General features: G+C 60.8%; 14 protein-coding genes and 1 pseudogene. 10 read left to right on the forward strand and 5 right to left on the reverse strand.

The features are described 5' to 3' along the window. Positions 1–26: 26 nt before the first annotated feature. Both F8N62_RS30235 and F8N62_RS30240 read right to left on the reverse strand, forming a co-directional pair. Positions 27–818, reverse strand: a complete 792-nt coding sequence (locus F8N62_RS30235; RefSeq protein ID WP_150712747.1) for a hypothetical protein — start codon at positions 816–818, stop codon at positions 27–29. Between the two features lie 76 nt (positions 819–894). Further along, positions 895–1,848, reverse strand: a complete 954-nt coding sequence (locus F8N62_RS30240) for an alpha/beta hydrolase (RefSeq protein WP_150714058.1) — start codon at positions 1,846–1,848, stop codon at positions 895–897. Between the two features lie 129 nt (positions 1,849–1,977). On the opposite strand from F8N62_RS30240, the gene aroC reads away from it, so the two are divergent. Genes aroC through mtnC form a run of 5 tightly spaced genes read left to right on the forward strand, consistent with a single transcriptional unit; the run spans position 1,978 to position 6,112 of the window. Further along, on the forward strand, positions 1,978–3,069 hold the full coding sequence (gene aroC, locus F8N62_RS30245; RefSeq protein WP_150714059.1) for a chorismate synthase: 1,092 nt from the start codon (positions 1,978–1,980) through the stop codon (positions 3,067–3,069). A gap of 28 nt (positions 3,070–3,097) precedes the next feature. Further along, positions 3,098–4,249, forward strand: coding sequence for an MFS transporter (locus F8N62_RS30250; protein WP_191632473.1), 1,152 nt, complete (start codon positions 3,098–3,100; stop codon positions 4,247–4,249). After that, positions 4,246–4,866 carry a methylthioribulose 1-phosphate dehydratase gene (locus F8N62_RS30255; protein ID WP_150714060.1) on the forward strand — a complete coding sequence of 207 codons (621 nt, stop codon included), beginning with the start codon at positions 4,246–4,248 and terminating at the stop codon, positions 4,864–4,866. The genes F8N62_RS30250 and F8N62_RS30255 overlap by 4 nt, the downstream gene beginning before the upstream one ends. A 12-nt stretch (positions 4,867–4,878) precedes the next feature. After that, positions 4,879–5,424: a 1,2-dihydroxy-3-keto-5-methylthiopentene dioxygenase gene (locus F8N62_RS30260; RefSeq protein WP_150631100.1), complete on the forward strand. Its 546-nt coding sequence runs from the start codon at positions 4,879–4,881 to the stop codon at positions 5,422–5,424. 4 nt (positions 5,425–5,428) lie between these two features. Next, positions 5,429–6,112, forward strand: a complete 684-nt coding sequence (gene mtnC, locus F8N62_RS30265; RefSeq protein WP_150714061.1) for an acireductone synthase — start codon at positions 5,429–5,431, stop codon at positions 6,110–6,112. Between the two features lie 244 nt (positions 6,113–6,356). Here the strand turns inward: mtnC and F8N62_RS30270 are convergent, their stop codons facing one another. Further along, the gene (locus F8N62_RS30270; protein WP_150714062.1) at positions 6,357–6,635 is read right to left on the reverse strand and encodes a DUF3509 domain-containing protein; all 279 of its coding nucleotides are present in this window, start codon (positions 6,633–6,635) and stop codon (positions 6,357–6,359) included. A 343-nt stretch (positions 6,636–6,978) separates the two neighbouring features. On the opposite strand from F8N62_RS30270, the gene F8N62_RS30275 reads away from it, so the two are divergent. Further along, complete coding sequence (locus F8N62_RS30275; RefSeq protein WP_150714063.1) at positions 6,979–8,817, forward strand: long-chain-acyl-CoA synthetase; 1,839 nt, start codon at positions 6,979–6,981, stop codon at positions 8,815–8,817. A gap of 98 nt (positions 8,818–8,915) precedes the next feature. After that, positions 8,916–9,434, forward strand: coding sequence for an ankyrin repeat domain-containing protein (locus tag F8N62_RS30280; RefSeq protein WP_150714064.1), 519 nt, complete (start codon positions 8,916–8,918; stop codon positions 9,432–9,434). Between the two features lie 206 nt (positions 9,435–9,640). Here the strand turns inward: F8N62_RS30280 and F8N62_RS30285 are convergent. Beyond that, positions 9,641–10,981 (reverse strand): annotated as a pseudogene (locus F8N62_RS30285) (substrate-binding domain-containing protein). Between the two features lie 148 nt (positions 10,982–11,129). Then, positions 11,130–11,942: an exodeoxyribonuclease III gene (xthA, locus tag F8N62_RS30290; protein ID WP_150714065.1), complete on the reverse strand. Its 813-nt coding sequence runs from the start codon at positions 11,940–11,942 to the stop codon at positions 11,130–11,132. A gap of 327 nt (positions 11,943–12,269) precedes the next feature. Here xthA and F8N62_RS30295 point away from each other — a divergent pair, with 327 nt between their 5' ends. The 3 genes from F8N62_RS30295 (at position 12,270) to F8N62_RS30305 (ending at position 18,380) form a co-directional block, all read left to right on the forward strand. Beyond that, the gene (locus F8N62_RS30295) at positions 12,270–12,920 is read left to right on the forward strand and encodes a GNAT family N-acetyltransferase (RefSeq protein WP_150714066.1); all 651 of its coding nucleotides are present in this window, start codon (positions 12,270–12,272) and stop codon (positions 12,918–12,920) included. Positions 12,921–12,987: 67 nt separating this feature from the next. Beyond that, on the forward strand, positions 12,988–14,715 hold the full coding sequence (locus tag F8N62_RS30300; protein ID WP_150714067.1) for an autotransporter assembly complex protein TamA: 1,728 nt from the start codon (positions 12,988–12,990) through the stop codon (positions 14,713–14,715). Continuing rightward, entirely contained in the window at positions 14,712–18,380 is a 3,669-nt protein-coding gene (locus F8N62_RS30305; RefSeq protein WP_150714068.1) for a translocation/assembly module TamB domain-containing protein, read from the forward strand. The genes F8N62_RS30300 and F8N62_RS30305 overlap by 4 nt, the downstream gene beginning before the upstream one ends. Positions 18,381–18,505: the final 125 nt, after the last annotated feature.

An 18,505-nucleotide genomic window follows, 5' to 3' on the forward strand; every position in this document is an offset into this window, starting at 1 on the left:
GCTGGCGAAGCCTGCGATCTTTTGATCTACCGGTGCGTGGCAATCCAGATCAATAACCCCGCCTGAAACACCGAAAACGCCACCAGGCAGGTGATGGTGAAGCGTAAGCCGGCGTCTTCACGCTTGTACTTGCTGACCTTTTCTTCGTGCTTCTTCAGCTTCACTTCCTGCTCGGCCAGATTCTGCTCAGCCTGCTGCAGCATTTGCGCGGCCTCGAGAATTTCCACCTGTTGCAATTTCTCGGTGTTCCATTCCGCCAACAGGTCGCCGACCGTGACCGCCTTGACGCTGCCCTTGAGATGCTGGGCGTCGGCGTATGCCACTTCAAAACCATGCGCCTTCAGAAAGTGATCGCGGCGCAGGCGCGTGCTTTCGTTCAGCGCATCCTTGTTGTTCAGGTCGGTGCCGTCGACGGTGTAACCCGGCCAGCGTTTTTTCGCCCAGCCAATGCCCTGAGCCGCCATATACCGCCCGATACCCCGGTTCATCGGCTCGATCTGTAAACCGCTGTCAGGTCCGAAACGCACGCGTTTGGTGATGTGATCGACCCACACGTCCAGGTGATTCTGTTCCTTGCGCACCCGCTGGCCCGGCAGTGAAAGGCTCATGCGCATCAGACTGCGCTGCTTGTCGTTACGTTCGGCATAACCGAATTCGACAAAGCGCAGTGGCCGCGCACCAGTGTTGCGGTCGGTCTGCAACGGCGCCAGACGGAGCATCTTGTGATGCTCGACGTGGACGTCCGCCCACGGCAGCTCGACCACTGGCGGTGCGTCTTGTTCAGCGGTGGTGTCGGGTGAAGTCGGGGTATCAATCATAACGGCGCGGTCCTGTCAGGCTCTGCTTGCCGCCAGTCTTGGCGCTGGCGACAAAGGCTTATCGGCCAAACAGCGCTTAACTGGAGCGAAGTCCGTCAATAAACCGCAGAATTCGCGATCCGAGCTCGGCCGCCAGGGGCAGTTGCGGATCTTTATAGGAGGCCAATTGCCGTTTGACGTCGTTGGGCACGATGCGCATGACGTGGTTCATACCGTCGATCAAGGCCAGTTCGGCATCGGGTTTGGCAGCCTTGAGCAGCCTGGCGTCATCGACACCCACCTGAATGTCGTTGCTGCCCTGGATGATCAGCGCCGGCATGTGCAATTTGGCGAAGGCTGCCGCCGGGTCCTGGCGGAACAGCGAAATCAGGTACGGCTGCACGCTCGGGCGAAAAATCACCTGAAGTTGCGGCGGCACGTTGTCGTCGGTGCGACCGGCCTTGAGAGTGTCGAGCAATTCATTACTGCGCAGCAACAGCGGGGGCGGCAGGCGGTTGCTCAATTGTTGGCGCAGCACCTGATCGATAGGCCGGGCGCTGCCGGACATGGAAATCACCGCCGCCGCATCGACGCTCGGCGCCGCGAGGCTGGCGATCAACGCGCCTTCGCTGTGCCCCAGCAGAATCAATTTGCCGAAACGCGGATCGGTGTTGAGCTTGCGCCCCCAGGCTTCGGCGTCAGCCACGTAGGCTTCCACTGACAGATTGCGTTCGTCCGGGGTCGCCGCCAGGCTCGCCGCCACGCCGCGCTTGTCGTAGCGCACGCTGGCGATGTTGTGTTTGGCCAGGACCCAGGCCAGGCGCTTGAGGCTGTCGTTGCGGCCGCCGTCGGGGTTGTTGCCGTCACGATCGGTAGGACCGGAGCCGGAAATGATCAGGACCACCGGCACCGGAGTGTCGGATTTGGGCAGCAACAGCGAGCCGAAAAGCTCCCCGGTGCCGGTATCCAGTGTGATCGGGCGTTGCAGGACGGTGGCCTGCACAAAACCGGTAAACAAAGTAAGACTCAAGGCTAAAACTCGCAGCATCATCACGCCATCATTCGCAAAGGTGCCGGTTGGACTCGCGGGCACCCATAAGGTTCGAGGATGAACTACTTGGGTAGCCTGCGTATACTGGCGCGCATTACGTATTCAGGTTCATTTCACGGAGCGTCCTGCATGTCCGGCAATACCTACGGCAAGCTGTTCACTGTCACCACCGCGGGCGAGAGCCATGGTCCGGCGTTGGTCGCCATTGTCGACGGCTGCCCGCCGGGGCTGGAGATTTCCCTGGAAGATTTGCAGCGCGACCTCGATCGCCGCAAACCCGGCACCAGCCGCCACACCACGCAACGCCAGGAAGCCGACGAAGTCGAAATCCTCTCCGGCGTGTTCGAGGGGCGCACCACCGGCTGCTCCATCGGCCTGTTGATCCGCAACACCGACCAGAAGTCCAAGGACTACTCGGCGATCAAGGACTTGTTCCGCCCGGCCCACGCCGACTACACCTACCACCACAAATACGGCGAGCGCGATTACCGCGGCGGCGGTCGCAGCTCGGCGCGGGAAACCGCCATGCGCGTGGCGGCCGGGGCGATTGCGAAAAAATACCTGGCGACCCAGGGCATTGTCATTCGCGGTTACATGAGCCAGCTCGGCCCCATCGAAATCCCGTTCAAAACCTGGGATTCGGTGGAAGACAACGCCTTCTTCAGCCCTGACCCGGACAAAGTGCCGGAGCTGGAAGCCTATATGGATCAGCTGCGCCGCGACCAGGATTCGGTCGGCGCGAAGATCACCGTTGTTGCTGAAGGCGTGATGCCCGGCCTCGGCGAGCCGATCTTCGACCGCCTCGATGCGGAACTCGCTCATGCGCTGATGAGCATCAACGCGGTCAAGGGCGTGGAAATTGGCGCCGGTTTCGCCAGCGTCGCCCAGCGCGGCACCGAGCACCGCGACGAGATGACCCCGGAAGGCTTCCTCAGCAACAACGCCGGCGGCATTCTTGGCGGCATCTCGTCGGGCCAGCCGATTGTCGCGCACCTCGCGTTGAAGCCGACGTCCAGCATCACCACGCCGGGCCGTTCCATCGACCTCCACGGCAATCCCGTGGAGGTGGTCACCAAGGGTCGCCACGACCCGTGCGTCGGCATCCGCGCCACACCGATTGCCGAGGCGATGATGGCTATCGTATTGATGGATCACCTGCTGCGTCACCGTGGGCAGAACGCCGACGTGCGTGTGAGCACGCCGGTGCTGGGTCAGCTTTAATGGCTGAACTCTCGGTCGCTGCGGTCTGATGACTGTGGCGGCGATTCCGTACTGGCGGCTCTCCAGTTTCTACCTGTTTTATTTCGCCTTGCTCGGTTCGACAGCGCCGTTTCTGGCGCTGTACTTCGATCACCTGGGATTTTCCGCGGCGCGCATTGGCGAACTGGTGGCGATCCCGATGCTGATGCGTTGTGTGGCGCCGAACATCTGGGGCTGGCTCGGTGATTACACCGGTCAGCGCCTGGCCATCGTGCGCTTCGGCGCTGTCTGCACGCTGCTGACGTTTTCGCTGATCTTCGTCAGCCAAAGCTACGCCTGGCTGGCGATGGTCATGGCCTTGCACGCGTTTTTCTGGCACGCGGTGTTGCCGCAGTTTGAAGTCATCACCCTCGCGCACTTGAAGGGCCAGACCCAGCGCTACAGCCAGATTCGTCTGTGGGGTTCCATCGGTTTCATCATCACCGTGGTCGCGCTCGGGCGTTTGTTCGAATGGCTCAGCCTCGACATCTACCCGGTGGCGCTGTTGCTGATCATGGCCGGAATAGTCGTCAGCAGCCTGTGGGTGCCGAATGCCCAACCGGTGCAGGGCGAACGTCTGGCCGGCGACGGTTTTCTCAAGCAGTTGCGCAGCCCCGGCGTGTTGGCGTTCTACGGTTGCGTGGCGTTGATGCAGGTGAGTCACGGTCCGTATTACACCTTTCTGACCTTGCACCTTGAACGACTGGGTTACAGCCGTGGGTTGATCGGTCTGCTATGGGCGCTTGGCGTGGTGGCCGAAGTCCTGATGTTTTTGGCGATGAGCAAGATCCTTGCGCGCTTTTCCGTGCGCCGGGTGCTGCTGGCGAGTTTTTTGCTGGCGGCGCTGCGCTGGTTGTTGCTGGGTTCGTTCGCCGAATTTGTCTGGGTGCTGCTGTTTGCCCAAGTGCTGCACGCGGCAACATTCGGCAGTTTTCACGCGGCTGCCATCCAGTTCGTGCAACGTAGTTTCGGCGCACGCCAGCAAGGGCAGGGCCAGGCGTTGTACGCCGCGATGGCGGGCACCGGCGGCGCACTCGGCGCGTTGTATTCCGGCTATAGCTGGAACGCCCTCGGCGCCACGTTCACCTTTAGTATTGCCAGTCTGGCAGCCTTCGCCGCTGCCGTTATCATTGCCACACGTATGCAAGAGGACCGGCCATGAGCCTTACCCGTGAACACCTCGCCCAGGAAATCATCGACGCCGGGCGTTTTCTCTATGGCCGCGGCTGGTCGCCGGCCACCAGCAGCAATTATTCGACCCGTCTGTCGCCGACCGAGGCCTTGCTGACAGTGTCCGGCAAGCACAAAGGCCAGTTGGGCCTCGACGATGTGCTGGCTACCGACTTGTCAGGCAACAGCCTGGAACCGGGCAAGAAACCTTCCGCCGAAACCCTGTTGCACACCCAGCTCTACAGCTGGCGCCCGGAAATCGGCGCGGTGTTGCACACCCATTCGGTGAACGCCACGGTGCTGTCGCGCCTGACGCCAGAAGACTTTATCGAATTTGAAGACTACGAACTGCAAAAAGCCTTCAGCGGTGTTTCGACCCACGAATCTCGGGTGCGCGTGCCGATTTTCGACAACGATCAGGACATTGCGCGCCTCGCCGCCAAGGTGCAGCCTTGGCTGCAAGCGCATCCTGATTGCGTCGGCTATTTGATCCGCGGCCACGGCCTCTACACCTGGGGCGCCCGCATGAGCGATGCGCTGCGGCAGATCGAGGCCTTTGAATTTTTGTTCGAGTGCGAATTGAAGATGCGCTCGATCCTACATCGTTAAGGAGTTGCCCTGATGAGCAGCCTGTCTGTCTACCACGTCTCAAGCCCTGACATTCCGAACAAGGTGCTGACCCATTTCGAAGACATCGCCTCGACCCTGGCCGAGCAGGGCGTGCGCTTCGACCGCTGGCAAGCGGCGGCGAAAATCCAGCCGGGCGCCAGCCAGGAAGAAGTGATTGCGGCCTACCAGGAACAGATCGACAGGTTGATGACCGAACGCGGTTACATCACCGTCGATGTGATCAGCCTGAACAGCGATCACCCGCAAAAAGCCGAGTTGCGTGCCAAGTTCCTCGACGAACACCGTCACGGCGAAGACGAAGTCCGGTTTTTCGTCGCCGGTCGTGGCTTGTTCACCCTGCACATCGACGATTACGTCTACGCCGTGCTGTGCGAGAAAAACGACCTGATCTCGGTGCCGGCCGGTACGCCGCACTGGTTCGACATGGGCGAGCATCCGCATTTCGTTGCGATTCGCCTGTTCAACAACCCGGAAGGCTGGGTGGCCAATTTTACCGGCGAAGACATCGCCAGCCGCTTCCCGCGTTTAGAGGACTGAGACGATGCCGATCAAAGCGATTCTCACCGACATCGAAGGCACCACCAGCGCGGTGAGTTTTGTCTTCGACGTGCTGTTTCCGTATGCCGCCAAACACCTTCCGGACTTCGTTCGCCAGCACGCCGCGCGCGCCGATGTGGCCGAGCAACTGGACGCCGTGCGCCGGGACGCCAATGAACCGGGCGTCGACGTCGAGCGGGTGGTCGAAATCCTCCTGGGCTGGATTGCCGAAGACCGTAAAGCCACGCCGCTCAAAGCGTTGCAAGGCATGGTCTGGGCGCAGGGCTATCAGGCCGGGCAGTTGAAAGGCCATGTTTATCCAGATGCCGTTGAAGCGCTGAAGCGCTGGCGTCAGGAGGGCTATCAACTGTTTGTTTACTCGTCGGGTTCGATCCAGGCGCAGAAACTGATCTTCGGCTGCTCGGAGGCGGGGGATTTGTCGCCACTGTTCAACGGCTATTTCGACACCACGTCGGGGCCCAAGCGCGAAGCGCAGTCTTACCAGCGCATCGCCCAATCGATTGGCGTGGAGGCGGGGCAGATTGTGTTTTTGTCGGACATCGTCGAAGAGCTGGACGCGGCGCGTACCGCCGGGATGGCAACGTGCGGCTTGGCGCGAGAGGGCGGTGAACTGGCGGGGCATGTGACCGTCGACAGCTTCGCGCGAATCAACCCGTCCACGTTCTAAACGTAAATACACATCCCCCCTGTGGGAGCGAGCCTGTGGTGAGGGGATTTATCCCCGTTCGGCTGCGAAGCAGTCGTAAACCGTTGACCGAGGCTTACAGGTCAGGGGGCCGCTTCGCGACCCAACGGGGATAAATCCCCTCACCACAAGCTCGCTCCCACAGGGGAATGTTGTCGTTTCAGAAACAACTCAGGCCGTGAAGCGGAAGCGCTCACGGCCTGTTTGTTTACAGCGTTAAAACGGTTTACGCCGAATGATAAGTCGGCAAGGCAAACCGCTGCTGGCTTTGCAGCATGGAAATCTGCGGGAGTTCGCTGGCCTGTTCGGCCAGGTCACGGCGAATCGCGCTGATTACCCACGACAGCTGATCGCCGGCGTGCAGTTGCTGGTAAGAGATCGAGCGTTTGAACACCCGGCCTTCATTACTGCGCAGCGTAAGCAGGATGCCACCATCCGGACGCGGTTGGGTGGTGACGTCGAAGTTCGAGAACAGGGAGGTAAATTTTTCTTGGATCAGGCTCATGTTTATCAGCTCCGTAAGCTCTTGAATGGCAAGCATGCAGAGGTAGTTGCAGTGATTGTGCCAGCACCTGATTAATTTAAATTCGTTATAAATCAATTAGTTAATTTTCTTTAGCTTTTTTGCTTTCGTGCAATCTGCATGAATGGCCATCGTGCATCCTGCATTTTGCGAGGTTGGCGATAATTGCAGTGAACGAATCAATCGCTCAGGGTTCGCGGTTTCGCAGCCCCGGGCCGCGGATACAAATCATTTCAAAAACCGCGTGTACAGCGTCAGAAGCGTTCACGTATTTTCAGGCTCAATCACCGTCGCCCGACAATAAAAAAATCGCACGGGAGCACCCATGAGCCGCACGCCGAACGACACGATTACCTGGGGCATGATGCTCCGCAAGCTGCCTTCGATTGCCAAAGCCATCCCCCGGGTGGTGAAGGGCATGAAGGCCGCCAACGTCAAGGACCCGACCCAACCGTGTGGCCTGGGCTGGAGTTTCGAGCAAGCGACGCTGCGCAATCCCGATGGCCCGGCCCTGCTGCAGGGCTCGGTGTCCTTGACGTACTCGGAGGTCAACCAGTGGGCCAATCGCATGGCCCATCACCTGATCGCTCAAGGTATCGGCAAGGGCGACGTGGTGGCGGTTTTCATCGATAACCGTCCAGAGCTGCTGGTGACGATCCTGGCAGTGGCCAAGGTCGGCGCGATCAGCGCCTTGCTCAATACCTCGCAAACCCGCGACACCCTGGCCCACAGCCTGAACCTGGTGGCGCCCGCCGCGATCATAGTTGGTGAAGAGCTGGTCCCGGCGTTTTCGGCGGTGCGCGAACGGGTGTCGATCGACGCAGCACGCACCTGGTTTGTGGCTGATCAAGACACGTATAACCATCCGGGCATTGCGCCCGACGGCTTCCTCAACCTGATGACCGCTTGCCTCGACAGCGCCAGTGACAACCCGCTCAGCAGTCAGCAGGTGTTTCTCGACGACCCGTGCTTCTACATCTACACCTCGGGCACCACCGGGCTGCCCAAGGCCGGTGTGTTCAAGCACGGTCGCTGGATGCGCAGCTCGGCGAGCTTCGGTTTGATCGCGCTGGATATGCGTCCCGAAGACATCGTCTATTGCACCTTGCCGCTGTATCACGCCACCGGGTTGTGCGTGTGCTGGGGCTCGGCCATCAGCGGCGCCTCGGGGTTTGCCATCCGGCGCAAATTCAGTGCCAGTCAGTTCTGGAGCGACGTGCGCCATTACCGCGCGACCACCCTGGGTTACGTCGGCGAATTATGTCGTTACCTGGTCGATCAACCGCCCAGCGCCGAGGACAGCCGGCATGGCGTGACGAAGATGATCGGCAACGGCTTGCGCCCCGGCGCCTGGCGCGAATTCAAGACGCGTTTTGGCGTGGACCACATCTGTGAGCTGTACGCCGCGAGCGACGGCAACATCGGTTTCACCAACGTGCTCAACTTCGACAACACCGTGGGTTTTTCCCTGATGTCATGGGAGTTGGCGGCATACGACCACGACAGCGGCGCGCCGACGCGCGAACCCGACGGTTTCATGCGCAAAGTGGCCAAGGGCGAGCAGGGCCTGCTGCTGGCGAAGATCGACGACAAGGCACCGCTGGACGGTTATACCGATCCGCAGAAGACCGAAAAAGTGGTGCTTCACGATGTGTTCGAGAAGGGCGATCGTTACTTCAACACCGGTGATCTGCTGCGCAATATCGGTTTTGGCCACGCGCAATTCGTTGATCGCCTCGGCGACACTTACCGCTGGAAGGGCGAAAACGTCTCGACCACCGAAGTCGAGAACATCCTCCTGCAACATCCGAACATTTCCGAAGCCGTGGCGTATGGCGTGGAAGTGCGCAACACCAACGGACGGGCGGGAATGGCGGCGATCACCCCGGCCGAATCCCTGGCGACCCTGGATTTCACCGAGTTGCTGGCTTTCGCCCGCGAGCGCATGCCGGCTTACGCGGTGCCATTGTTTTTGCGGGTGAAAGTGAAAATGGAAACCACCGGCACCTTCAAATACCAGAAGACCCGGCTCAAGGACGAAGCGTTCGACCCTGATAAAGCCGGGGACGATCCGATCTACGCCTGGTTGCCGGGGACCGAGACCTACGTGCAGGTCACTGAGCAGTTGTTGACCGAGATTCACGGTGGCACGTATCGCTATTGACGGTGGCTATGGCGGTCCTTGAGAAAAAAGAAGTGACAGCGTCGGGGCCGCTCGGGAAAACTGTCGGCTTTTGCGAATAACTGTCAGTGGAGTTTCCAATGTCCGACCAAAGCCGCCAGATGACCCCGGAAGAAGCCGCCGAATTTGCCGAACAGGTGTTCAACAAGGCGCGTGAGGGCGATGCGGCCATGATGGCTGCGCTGCTGAGCAAAGGCCTGCCGCCGAACCTGCGCAACCACAAAGGCGACACCTTGCTGATGCTCGCCGCTTACCACGGCCATGTGGAAACGGTGAAAGTGCTGCTGGAGCACAAGGCTGATCCGGAAATCCGCAACGACAACGGCCAGAGCCCGATTGCCGGCGCGGCGTTCAAGGGCGATATCGCGGTGGTCAAGGCGTTGGTAGAGGGAGGCGCGCTGGTTGAGGGCGCATCGTTCGACGGCCGCACGGCGTTGATGATGGCGGCGATGTTCAACCGCGTTGAAATTGTCGATTACCTGATCAGCAAAGGCGCAGATCCGAAGGCCAAGGACGCCAACGGCGTGACGGCGCTGGATGCGGCCAAGACACTGGGCGCGGTGGATACCACGGCGCAGCTTGAGAAATTGCTCGGCTGATGGGGGAGATCCTGAGGCGTATAAATCCTGTGGCGAGGGGATTTATCCCCGTTGGGTGGCGCAGCCACCCCATTTCAGTCATCTATTTTTCTCAGGAAGACCGTGTTCACCGGATTGACGACTGCTTCGCAGCCGAACGGGGATAAATCCCCTCGCCACAGGTAATCCCTGTCACCAAACTTCGGTCGGCTTGAATCAGGCAGGTGTCAATACACCCAAACCTCAACCCGCCTATTCTTGATCCGTCCCTCATCCGCGCTGTTGGCCGCTACCGGCATCTCGGCGCCGAAGCCGCGGATCTCGCGCAATACCACGCCGCTTTTCACCAGCTCCCGCCGCACCGCCATCGCCCGCAGTTTCGACAGCAGATCGGCCCGCGCCGGGTCGCTCTTGGCATCGCCAAATCCCACCAGCGTTACCTGCCGATCAGTTTTTTCGTTGTGCTGCAGGTAATCCAGAACCCGCGTCAGATCCTGTCGCGCCTTGTTGTCCAGCGTCGCGCTGCCTTCTTCAAAGCGGAAATTCACGGTCAGGCGCTGGGCGTGGCGGCTGAGCGCCTGGTAACCCTCGGGCATCAACGCATTTGGCGTGACGGCCATGGCCTGCACGGTCTGTGCGACAAACCCGTTGGCCGCGACAATCGCCTGGCCCTTGCTGCTTTGCGCGAAAGCCACCAATGCTTGCGCCCAAGGATTTTTACCGTTGGGCGGCAGGTAAAAGAACAGTCGCCGGGACAACGGATAATCTTCGGTGGCAATCAGGCTGTTAAGCGGCAACATCGCCTGGGAATGCCCGTCGACGATTGCCACGGCTTTGGCCTGACGCACGTAGGGCAGGCCGATGAAGCCGATGCCTTGTGGGTCCCGGCTGACCGCGTCCGACAATTGCTCGCTGGATTCGAAGCGTTTTGCTGCGCTGTTCAGAGTTTTCCCACGACGGCTCAAGACCACTTCCTTGAACGTGTCGTAGGTGCCTGACTGGTCATCCCGCGCATACAGATGAATCGCTCCGCCGCTGCCGCCGAGTTCTTCCCAGGTCTTTGCTTCGCCACTGAAAATGCGCGCCAGTTGCTCGGTGTCGAGTTCAGTCAGCGGATTGTCCGGATGGACAATGATGGCCAGACCATCAATCGCGATGACCTGTTCGGCGCCGGGGCTCTTCAGATCGCCGAGGGCCTGGAGGGTCGCCAGTTCACTGTCCTTGATCGGGCGCGAGGACGCGGCAAGGTCGGCCGTCGCAGTGTTCAGTGCGGTGAAACCGGTGCTCGAACCGTGAGCCGCCACTTCCACCTCGACCCGCCGACCCTGAGCAGTTTCGCCGACCACGCGCAGTTCGTTGGCAGTGTCCGGGGCTTCGCTGTGCACCTTGAGCAAGCCCTGTTCGCGCATCAAGCCTTCGACCAATGCCGGGCCCAATGCCGCGCCGATGGTGTTGGACCCCTAGATACGCAGCACCGGGCCCTGTTCGGGTGTGGGCAAGTTACCGGCCGATGCGGTGACGGGCAGCCCAGCGCACAGCATCCACAGGAGAAAAACGCGCAGGGTCATGCCGGCACCTTGTAGGAAAAGAAAGTGCCGGGAGATTAAGTCAGTAAGGTTTCCGAAAGATGACAGATCAAAAGATCGCAGCCTGCGGCAGCTCCTACGGGAGGCAACTTTCGATGTAGGAGCTGCCGCAGGCTGCGATCTTTTGCTCTTAGCTCAACTCAAGCCAGATCGGCGCATGATCCGAGGGTTTTTCCATCCCGCGCAGTTCGTAGTCCACGCCGGCATCCTTCACTCGCGGCAACAGCCCGTGGGAGGCCATGATCACGTCAATCCGCAGCCCGCGCTTGGGCTCGTCTTCAAACCCGCGGCTACGATAGTCGAACCAGCTGAAACGGTCGGCGACGTCCGGATTCAGGTGCCGGAAGCTGTCCACCAGACCCCAGTTCTTCAAGCGCGCCATCCACTCGCGTTCTTCCGGCAGGAAGCTGCATTTGCCGGTTTTCAGCCAGCGCTTCATGTTGTCCGGGCCGATACCGATGTCGCAGTCTTCCGGGGAAATGTTCACGTCACCCATCACCACCAGCGGCTGGTCGTTGCTGAACTGGCTCTCCAGCAGTTGCTGCAGGTCGCCGTAGAAACGTTGTTTGGCCGGGAATTTGGTCGGGTGGTCGCGGCTTTCGCCCTGGGGGAAATAGCCGTTCATGATGGTCACCGGCACGCCATTGGCATCGGCGAACGTGCCCCAGATGAAGCGGCGCTGAGCGTCTTCTTCATCGGTGGCAAAACCTTTGTGCAACGCCAGCGGTTCCTGGCGCGAGAGCAGGGCGACGCCGTAATGACCCTTTTGCCCATGAAAATACACGTGATAACCCAGCGCCTGGACTTCGGCCAGCGGGAACTGGTCGTCGTGGACTTTGGTTTCCTGCAGGCCGATCACGTCGGGTTGATGCTTTTCAATCAGCGCCGCCAGCTGATGGGGGCGAGCGCGCAGCCCGTTGATGTTGAAGGAGACGATCTTCATGGTCGGCAGGTCCTGGCAAAAGGGCGATGCTAGCTGACCTGTGGGATTGGGGCTAGGGTGGGTGAGGGGATTTGCTGTGTTCTGACAGATATCTACTAGTAGTGCCGGACTCTTCGCGGGCAAGCCCGCTCCCACAGGGTCCGTGTCGTACACAAAATCTGTGAACACCACCAAACCTGTGGGAGCGGGCTTGCCCGCGATTTGGCCAGTTCAGTCGCTAAAGATCCTGACTTTGGTCTATACCTGTCTGGGGAACTGTGAAGCCCTCCAGCCGTTCGTACCAATAAGAGCGCAGCCACCCGAGCCGCGCCGGGGAGATCTACCGCTATGCCCGAAACATCCACCGCCATCGCCGATATCCACATGCTCGACCGCGGCTATTCCCGCGAAGCTCGCTCGCTGTTGTACCAGGCCTACCGCCACGAGCCGACCTTCGGTTATCTGTTCGAAGCCGAACGCCCGGGTTATGAGCAGCGGGTCCGTGCCACGGTGCGCGAACTGGTCAAACAACACTTTCTTCAGGACCTGCCGGCCATTGGCCTGTTGGTCAACGACCGCTTGATCGGCATCGCGCTGATCGCGCCGCCACAAAGACGCCTGGGCATCACTGAAAGCTGGGCCTGGCGCCTGCGCATGGTGCTGAGTACCGGTTTTCGCTGCACCCGCCGTTACCTCGAATACCATGATGCGGTGATGGCGTGCGTGCCGTCCGACTCGGTGCACCTGCTGCCGTTGCTGGGGATTCATCCGCAATTTCAGGGCAAGCATTTCGGCGAGCAACTGCTGCAAGCGGTGCACAACTGGTGCGCTGTCGATGAGCACTCCGAGGGCGTCGTGCTCGACACCGGTAATCCGCGTTATCTGGAGTTCTATAAGCGTCAGGGCTACGAAGAAATCGGCGAGGTCGCCGTAGGACCGATTCGCGAGCACGTGTTTTTCCACGCCAATCCGCAAGTGCTGCAAACCGCGTCGGCTTGATCGGGTAGAACTTTCGCGCAAACCGAGGCTCTATCACGCTCCCACGCTCGTGATAGCATCCGCGCCTATGAAGTTTCCAGGAAGAATTACCAGCGGCGTGCTGATGCTGATCACCAGCTGCGCGGCGCTGGCCCAAAGTGAATTGGATGTGCGGATCAAACCGTCCAACGACGAACTGAAGGCCAATATAGAAGGCTATATCGGCAGCCTCGGCGATCGTGACGAAGAAGCCTTGCTGCGCTTCAGTCGCGGCGCCGAAGAGCAGGCGCGCAAGGCCGCCCAGGCCCTGGGCTATTACCAGCCGCAAATCGACACGGACGTAAAGGGCGGCAACAAGCCGCGCCTCATTATGAACATCGATCCCGGCGAGCCTGTGCACCTGCGCAACGTCACTGTGCGCGTCGACGGCCCCGCGGCTTCACTCAAATCCTTTCGTGTGCCCAAGAGCAACGCGCTGAAAACCGGCGCGGTGCTCAATCATGGCGTCTACGAAGATGCCAAGCGGCTGATCCAGAATCAGGCCTCACGCTACGGTTATTTCAGCGGCCATTTCAGCCGCCAGAAACTGGCGGTCGACCCGCGCGCGGGTGTCGCCGACATTGAACTGGTCTACGACAGCGGCCCGCGCTATTCGATGGGTAAAGTCAGTTTTGAAGGCGATACGCCGTTCGACGAAGACTTGCTGCAACGCATGGTGCCATTCAAGGCCGGCACGCCCTACGACTCCGAACTGATCGCCGAACTGAATCAAAACCTGCAATCGAGCGGTTATTTCGAAGGCGTGCGCGTCGACGCCGCACCCACGGCATCGAAAAACGATGTGATCCCGGTGGACGTCAAACTCGAAACCCGCAAACCCCGGACCATGGGCCTTGGCCTGGGCTACTCCACCGACGTCGGTCCACGGGTCAAGGCCAACTGGACCCGGCACTGGGTCAACCCGCAGGGTCACAGCTATGGCTGGGAAACCGAAATCTCGGCGCCCCGGCAGAACGTCGGGCTGTTTTACGACATTCCGCTGGACCCGCCGCTGACCGACAAACTGCGCTTTGCCGGCGGTTATCAAAGCGAAGAAATCGCCGACGACGACAGCCTCAGCAAGCTGCTGACCGTCGGCCCCGAGTGGCACAGCAAGTTGCCCAGCGGCTGGCAGCGGGTGGTGTCGCTGAAATGGCAGCGGGAAGAATATCGCCTCGGCGACGATTCCGGGCTCAGCACGTTGCTGATGCCCGGCGTCAGTTACTCCTACCTGAAAAGCGACAACCGCATCGATCCGCACAACGGTTATCGCCTGCAATTTGAAACCAAAGTGGCCAAGGAAGGTTTGGGCTCCGACACCAACCTGCTGTACGGCACGGCGCTGGTGAAAGGCTTGACCACCGTGTTCGACAAACACCGCTTCCTCGGCCGGGTGCAAGTGGGCGGCAGCGCCACCAATGGCTACAAATCGGTGCCGCCGTCCCTGCGTTTCTTCGCCGGTGGTGATCAGAGCGTGCGCGGTTACGACTACCAGAGCCTGTCCCCGGAAAACTCCGACGGCGACCGCATCGGTGGTCGCTACATGATTGCCGGCAGTGTCGAGTATCAGTATTCCGTCGCCGAGAAATGGCGCGTAGCGACCTTCATCGACCAGGGCAATTCCTTCAACACACTCGAACTGCCGAACCTCAAGACCGGCGTCGGTATTGGCGTGCGCTGGGTGTCGCCGGTGGGGCCGATTCGCCTCGACCTGGCCCACGCGATGGACGACGACGGCGGCATTCGACTGCACTTTTCCATGGGGCCTGAGCTGTGAAGCGTGGTTTGAAAATAACGCTGCTGGCGGTGTTGGCGTTGCTGTTGCTAATCGTTGTGGCGGTGACGACAGTGCTGGGCACGGCGACCGGCAGCCGCTGGGCGCTCGGTTTCGTGCCGGGCCTGACCGTCGAGAATTTTCAGGGCCGCCTGGGCGGGCAGTGGAGCGCCGACCATTTGGTCTGGAAGCAAGACAGCAGCCGTGTCGAACTGAGCAAAGCGATTTTCGCTTGGTCGCCGTTGTGCCTGACGCGCATGACCCTGTGCATCGAGCAATTGAAAGCGGATCAGGTCAGCCTGCAATTTCCACCCGGCACCGAGGAAGACAGCGGCGGACCGATTACGCTGCCCGACCTGAATTTGCCGTTGGCAATCGAACTGGGCGACGTGCAGGTCGGCAGTCTGTTGTTCAACGGCAGCGAAGAACTCAAGGGCCTGCAACTGGCGGCGCACTGGACTGCACAGGGTTTGCAGATCGATTCCGTGCACTTGCAACGCGACGACCTGAGCCTGAACCTCTCTGGGCTGCTGCAACCCAGCGGTCACTGGCCGCTGAAAGCCGAGGGCAAGCTGACCCTCCCGGCCCCCGCGCCGTGGACGCTGGCGCTGAAGATCGACGGCGACCTGCTGAAAACCCTGAACCTCAACGCCGACAGCAGCGGATACCTGAACGGTAAACTGACCGGCGAGTTGCAGCCATTGGCGGAAAACTTGCCGGCCAAGGTGCGCATCACCGCTGACGGTTTCAAGCCCAGCGCCGATTTGCCGGACACGCTGCAACTCAATCAGCTGGAGCTGACCGGCGATGGCGACCTGAAAAACGGTTATCAGCTAAACGGCCACGCCACGCTGCCCGCTGAACAAGGCCCGGTTGCGCTAGTGTTGCAGGGCAAAGTCGACGCCAGCGGCGCACAGATTGCCGCGCTTGACCTGACCGCCAACGACAAACAAAACCTCAAGCTCACCGGCAACCTCGACTGGAGCAAAGGCTTCAGCGCCCAGGCGAAGATCGATTGGCTGGACTTCCCCTGGCACCGGCTCTACCCACTGATCGATGAACCGGAAGTGGCCCTGCGCAGTTTCAACGGTGAAGTCTCCTACACCGATGGAAAATACCTCGGCCATTTCAAGGCAGCACTGGATGGCCCGGCCGGGGCCTTCAGTCTGACCAGCCCGTTTGCCGGTGACCTGACGACAATCTACCTGCAGCAAATCCAGCTCGAAGCCGGGCAAGGCAAAGCCCAAGGGCATCTGAACCTGCAATTTGCCGATGGCATCGCTTGGGACACCGCGCTGGATCTGTCGGCGATCAACCCGGCGTACTGGGTCGCGGAATTGCCCGGCACACTGGCCGGACCGCTGCGCAGCAAAGGCGAGCTGAAAAATGAAAAACTCAGCCTGAACGCGGACCTCGACCTGAAAGGCAAACTGCGCGGGCAGCCGGCGGTGCTGCAAGCCAAGGCCGATGGCGCCGGCGAGCAGTGGAACCTCAACGCGTTGCAAATCCGTCTGGGCGACAACAGCATCACCGGCAAGGGCAGCCTGCAGCAGAAACTCGTCGGCCAGATCGACATCAAACTGCCGCGCCTGGCCCAGCTCTGGCCGCAATTGCGCGGTCAGATCACTGGCCGCGTCGATGTCGCTGGTTCGCTCAAGGCGCCGCAAGGCAAACTCGGGTTGCAAGGCACGCAACTGGCGTTCGAGGACAATCGCCTGCAAAGCCTCAACCTCGATGCCACCCTCGACAGTGCGCAACGGGCGAAAATCGATCTCAAGGGCAGCGGCATCCAGGCCGGCGACACGTCGCTGGGCACCCTGACGGCCAGCGGCCAGGGCGATATCAAAAAGCAGAAACTGAGCCTCGATCTGCAAGGGCCGAAGCTGAAACTCGCGCTCGGTTTTGACGGCGCGCTGGATAAAGGCAACTGGCGCGGGCGGCTGGCCAGCGGCGCTATCCAGGCCGGTGGTCAGGACTGGAAGCTGCAAGGCCCGGCGAAACTCGAACGGCTGGCGGACGGTAAAATCAACTTCGGCGCCCATTGCTGGTTGTCCGGCCCGGCCAGCCTGTGCGGTGAAGACCAGCGCCTGATGCCGGAGCCGAAGCTGCGTTATCACCTCAAGCAATTCCCGATCGACAGCCTGGCGCAGTGGTTGCCGAAGGATTTCGCCTGGAACGGGCGGCTCAACGCCGACCTGCAACTGGACCTGCCGGCCAGCGGGCCGAACGGTCAGATCAGCGTCGATGCCAGCGGCGGCACCTTGCGCATGAAGGAGAAGGACCAGTGGCTGGACTTCCCGTACCAGATCCTGAAACTCACCAGCAAACTCACGCCCAAGCGCATCGACACCGACCTTAATTTCGTCGGCGGCAAACTCGGCGAATTGAATGTGCAGGCGCAGATCAACCCGTTGCCGGCCAATAAACCGCTGAGCGGCTCTTTTCGCTTGAGCGGCCTGGACCTGTCGGTGGCGCGACCCTTTGTGCCGATGGTCGAGAAACTCACCGGCCGCTTGAATGGCAGCGGCACGCTGTCCGGTGGGCTGATGGCGCCGTTGGTCAACGGCAATCTGCTGCTCAGCGACGGCGAAGTCTCCGGGCCTGAGCTGCCGATGGAGTTGCGCGACTTGCAACTGCGAGCGGTGATCGCCGGCGAAACCGTGCAATTGGACGGCGGCTGGAAAAGCGGCAAGACCGGGCAGGGCAGCCTGAGCGGCAACATTGCCTGGGGCCAGGCGCTGGTGGTGGATCTGGCGCTCAAAGGCTCGCAGTTGCCGGTCTCGGTCGAACCCTATGCCAAGCTCGAAGTGGCGCCGGACCTGAAGATTTCAATGAAGGGTGATGAGCTGGCCATCGCCGGGAAAGTGGCGGTGCCGAGGGGCGAAATCATCGTGCGCGAATTGCCGCCGTCGACGGTCAAGGTCTCCGGTGACACGGTGATCATCGGCCAGCAGACCGAAGAGGGCAAACCGCCGCTGGCGATGAAAATGGACATCGATGTAGCGGTCGGCGCGGACAAACTGAGCTTTGCCGGGTTCGGCCTGACCGCCAACCTGCAAGGGAATGTGCACATCGGCGACAACATGGACACCCGCGGCGAGCTCTGGCTCAACGACGGTCGCTACCGTGCCTACGGCCAGCGGCTGACGGTGCGCCGCGCGCGCCTGTTGTTCGCCGGCCCGCTCGATCAGCCGTATCTGGACATTGAAGCGATTCGCCAGACCGACGACGTCATCGCCGGCATTCGCCTGACCGGCAGTGCCGAACAGCCGACCACGAAGATCTTTTCCGAACCGGCGATGAGCCAGGAACAGGCCTTGTCCTATCTGGTGCTCGGGCGTCCGCTGAGCACCACCGGTGAAGACAACAACATGCTGGCTCAGGCCGCACTGGGGTTGGGATTGATGGGCAGCTCCGGGGTGACCGGCAAACTGGCCAACGACCTCGGCATTGAGGATTTCCAGCTCGACACCGAAGGCAGCGGCGACGCCACCAGCGTGGTTGCCAGTGGCAACATCACGGAAAAACTCAGCCTGCGTTATGGCGTCGGCGTGTTCGAACCGGCCAACACCATTGCCTTGCGCTACAAGCTGAGCAAGAAGGTCTACCTCGAAGCGGCGGGGGGCGTGGCGAGTTCGCTGGATATCTTTTACAAGCGGGATTTCTAAACCCGTTGCTCCCAAACACCGAGTCGCCGCAATCGCGGGCAAGCCCGCTCCCACAGGGTCCGTGTCGTACACAAATTCTGTGAACACCACCAAACCTGTGGGAGCGGGCTTGCCCGCGATGACGT

The organism is Pseudomonas fluorescens, from assembly GCF_902497785.1.
Taxonomy (GTDB): Bacteria; Pseudomonadota; Gammaproteobacteria; order Pseudomonadales; family Pseudomonadaceae; genus Aquipseudomonas; species Aquipseudomonas fluorescens_BO.